The 4,334-nt window shown below is 69.5% G+C and carries 2 protein-coding genes and 1 pseudogene; all 3 read right to left on the reverse strand.

Annotation, left to right across the window (positions count from 1 at the left end):
- Positions 1 to 252 (reverse strand): annotated as a pseudogene (locus HC022_RS20095) (ABC transporter permease); the annotation flags it as partial.
- Between the two features lie 3 nt (positions 253 to 255).
- Complete coding sequence (rbbA, locus tag HC022_RS20100; RefSeq protein ID WP_167453601.1) at positions 256 to 2,961, reverse strand: ribosome-associated ATPase/putative transporter RbbA; 2,706 nt, start codon at positions 2,959 to 2,961, stop codon at positions 256 to 258.
- A 12-nt stretch (positions 2,962 to 2,973) separates the two neighbouring features.
- The gene (locus tag HC022_RS20105; RefSeq protein ID WP_368484707.1) at positions 2,974 to 3,978 is read right to left on the reverse strand and encodes an HlyD family secretion protein; all 1,005 of its coding nucleotides are present in this window, start codon (positions 3,976 to 3,978) and stop codon (positions 2,974 to 2,976) included.
- Positions 3,979 to 4,334: the final 356 nt, after the last annotated feature.

The raw sequence follows: 4,334 nt of genomic DNA on the forward strand, positions 1-4,334 counted from the left end.
GGACGGGACCAGCAGGTCGGGCGCGGCGAAGAGCGGCGGGCGGGTCTCATCGATCAGCCGCCCCGAGAGCGGCGAGTGGTCCTCGTCCACCACCGCCACCGAGAGGTCGCGCACCTCGGTCGAGGCCGCGCTCGTCACCATCCAGATCGCCACCGTGAAGACGTAGATCATCAGCACGATCATCACCCGGTCGCGGCGGATCGCGCGCAGCTCCTTCATCGTGAGCCTCAGCGTGTTGTAGATCGCGCGCATGGCTCAGGCCTCCTGCTTGCGCAGGGCAAGCGACGAGATCAGCAGGTAGAGCACCCCGAACCCCGCCAGCATCAGCGCGTTGAACCAGACCTCGGACCAGCCGAAGCCCTTGACGAAGGCGCCCACGGTGACCGGCTGGAACCACGCGCCGGGAAAGGCCTGCCCGAAGAGCCGCCCGCCCTCGGCCATGGTCGAAACCGGCACGATGAGGCCCGAGAAGTTCACCGTCGGGATGATGGTGATGACCGCGGTGGCAAACACCGCCGAGACCTGCGTCTGCACGAAGGTCGACACCAGCTGCCCGAAGCCGGTCGAGGCGATGACATAGAGCGCCGCCACCGCCCCCAGCGCCAGCACGCTGCCGCTGAACGGCACCCCGAAGAGCCAGTGCCCCATGGCGACCATCACCCAGAAACTCGCCCAGGCGGTCACCACGTAGGGGATCTGCTTGCCCACGAGGAACTCGGGCCGGCTCACCGGGGTCGAGCGGAAGTTGGCGATGGTGCCGGTCTCCTTCTCGCGCACCACGCTCACCGCCGACATGATCGCCGGGATGAGCATCAGGATCAGCATGACCAGCGAGGGCACCATGGCATTGGCGCTCTCGAAGGCCTGGTTGAAGCGGTAGCGGGTCTCGATGTCCACGAGGCCGGTGCTGGCGGACCCGGCCTCGGTTGCGACCTGAGTCTCGTAGGCCTTGAGCAGCCCCATGGCATAGCCGCGCGCGGTCTCGGCCCGGAACGGCATGGCGCCGTCGATCCAGAGCGAGATCTCGGGCGTGTCGCCCCGGTGCAGGTCCCGGCCGAAGCCGTCGGGGATCTCGAGCGCCAGCGCGAGGTCGCCGCGGCCCATGCGGGCATCGAGCTCGTCGAGCGTTGCGAAATCGGGGGTCCCGGCGAATTGCGGGATCGAAGTGAAGGCCTCGACCAGCGCCCGGCTCTCGGGCGTGCGGTCCTGGTCGTTGACGGCGAAGTTCAGTTCGTCCACGTCGAAGGAGATGCCGTAGCCCATGGTCAAGAGCAGCAGGATCGGGCCCGCGAGCGCGAAGAACAGCCGGATCGGGTCGCGCCGCAGCTCCAGCGTCTCGCGCCAGGTATAGGCCCAGAGCCGTTGCGCCGCCTGCCGCAGAGGCCCGCGCGGTGCCGGATCGGCGTCGTAGACCGGCGCATCGACCGCGCCCTCTTCCCGCCCCATCTCGTCCTCGAGCGCATCGATGAAGGCGCCCTCGAGCGTCTCGGCCCCGCGCCGGGCCACGATCTCGGCCGGCGCGCCCATCTCGAGCACCCGGCCCGCGTGCATCAGCGAGATGCGATCGCAGCGCTCGGCCTCGTTCATGAAATGGGTGGTGATGAAGATCGTCACGCCGTCTTCCCGCGACAGCCGGATCAGGGTGCGCCAGAAATCGTCCCGCGCCAGCGGATCGACGCCCGAAGTCGGCTCATCGAGGATCAGGATGCGCGGCTCGTGGATCACCGCCACCGCCAGTTGCAGCCGCTGCTTCTGCCCCAGCGGCAACCCGTCGGGCATGGCATCCGCCTCGGCGCGCAGGTCATAGGCGTCGAGCACCGCCTCCACCCGCGCCTGCCGCCTGTCGGCCGGCAGACCGTAGAGTTCCGCGTGCAGCATCAGGTTCTGGCGCACGCTGAGCTCGGTGTAGAGCGAGAAGGTCTGCGACATGTAACCGATGCGCAGACGGCTCTGCATGTCCGAGGCCGCAAGCTCCTGCCCGAAGAGCCGCGTGTGCCCCTCGGTCGGGTCCAGCAGCCCGGTCATCATCTTCATGGTGGTCGACTTGCCGCAACCGTTCGAGCCGAGGAAGCCGAAGATCTCGCCCTCGGGGATGGTGAAGCTCACGTGGTCGACGGCGGTGAAGTCACCGAAGCGCTTGGTGAGCCCCTCGGCCTCGATCGCGGGCACCGCGCCGTCACGTTCGGGGCGCGGCGGCAGGACCACCGGAGCGTGGTCGCCGCCGCCGGGCAGCAGGTTGATGAAAGCGGCCTCGAGCGGCTCGGCCCCGCCCGGGGCCCGCAGCTCGCCGGGCGAGCCGGTGGCGATGACCCGCCCCGCGTCCATCGCCGCGAGCCAGTCGAAGCGCTCGGCCTCCTCCATGTAGGCGGTGGCGACCAGCACCGACATGCCCGGCATGTGGCCACGGATGCGGTCGATCAGGTCCCAGAACTGCCGCCGCGAGAGCGGGTCGACCCCGGTGGTGGGCTCGTCGAGGATCAGCAGGTCGGGATCGTGGATCAGCGCCGAACACAGGCTCAGCTTCTGCTTCATCCCGCCCGAGAGCTTGCCCGCCGGACGGTCGGGAAACGGCGCGAGCCCCGTCGCCTCGAGCAACATGGCGATGCGGGCGTCGCGCTCGGCCGCGGGCTGGCCGAAGAGCCGCCCGAAGAAATCGAGGTTCTCGCGCACCGAGAGCGTCGGCGACAGGTTCCGCCCCAGCCCCTGCGGCATGTAGGCGATGCGCGGCGCCACCCGGGCCCGCGCGCGTGCGTCGGCCATGTCCTCGCCGATGGCGCGCACCCGGCCCTCCTGCAGGCGCCGCACCCCCGAGACCAGCCCCAGCAGCGTCGACTTGCCCACGCCGTCGGGGCCGATAAGCCCGGCCATGACGCCCGCCGGCACGCGCAGCGCCACGTCGTCCAGCGCCGTCACCTTGCCGTGGCGATGGCGCACACCCTCGAGTTCAGCGGCGAAATCCATGATCCGCTCCGCCTATTCGGGCACGTTCACCGCAAGATCCGCCGGCCACTCGGCGCCGGGGTCCGAGCGCACGAAGCCGATGCCCCGGACGCCGGATTTCACCATGTTCTCGAACTGCGCGAGCAGGTCGCGCGGCACCGTTAGCTTGACGCGGAACACCAGTTCCTCGCGTTCTTTCTCGGTCTCGACGCTCTTGGGGGTGAACTGCGCCTGCGGCGAGATGAAGCTCACCCGCGCGGGCACCACGTAGTCCGAGATCGGGTCGAGCACCATGCGCGCCTCGTCGTTGGTGGACAGCAGTCCGACCACCGGCGCGGGCAGGTAGATGTTCATGTAGACGTTGGTGAGATCGAGCAGCGTGAACACCGCCGAGCCCGCCGCCAGCACCTCGCCCGGCTCGCGCAGGCGGTAGAGGATGCGGCCCCGGATCGGCGCGCGGATGGTCATGTCGTCGAGCGCGATCTTCAGCCGCTCCACGTCGGCCTCGGCGGCGGCAATGGTGGCGTCGGAATTGGCCACCTGCGCTTCGGCCGAGGCCAGCGACGCGCGGGCGCTGTTGAGCGAATTGGTGGCGTCGTCGAGCGCGCTCTGGCTGGCGTGGCCGTCGGTGTGGAGCCGCTCGACCCGATCGAAACTGGTCTTGGCCACGTCGCGCGCGCTCTGCGCCTGCATGACGTTGGCCTCGGCCATCTGCTTGCTCGCCTGCGCCTGCTGCACCGTCGCCTGCGCCGCCAGAAGCTGGGCGCGCGCCTCGCGGTCGTCGAGCTGGGCAAGCACCGTGCCCGCGTCTACAATCTCGCCCTCCTCGGCCATGATTTCGGTCACGCGCCCGGCATATTTCGTCGCAATGTCAACGCTTTGCGCCTCGATCCTGCCGTTGGAGCTGGCGATGCCCTCGTAGCGGTCCTGACCGCCGAACCGGGCCAGCAGCGTCTCGAACCGGGATTGCGCCAGCACAGGCCCCGCAGCGGCGATAAGGGCAAGGGCGAAGAGCAGCGGACGGGGGCTGAGGGGCACGGGCGATCTCCTGACGGTGGGCGGGACTCGGAAACTATACGGGGCAGTTTAGAACAACCTGCGGCGGTGGCCAGCGCCGGTTTGCCGCAGCGCCGCGCCGCCGCTTTTCACGGCGTCTGCCGGACCCGCCAACGTGACGCACGGGCCCTTCGCGGCTTTCCCCTTCCTGCGCGGAAACGCACGTTATATCAAGAGCTAGAAGGACGAACCTGCCCCTCGTGCGAGTCGCGCTGCGGGCGGGTTCGCGCGGCACGAAGGAGAGCGTGGCATGACCTCGGGACAAGAACCGAACCTGTGGCGGGCAAGCAGCCGGGAAGCCATCGGAGCGGGCGCGCCCGACCGTGACCTGAGCGTCG

This window comes from Salipiger sp. HF18 (assembly GCF_011806505.1).
Lineage (GTDB): Bacteria > Pseudomonadota > Alphaproteobacteria > Rhodobacterales > Rhodobacteraceae > Salipiger > Salipiger thiooxidans.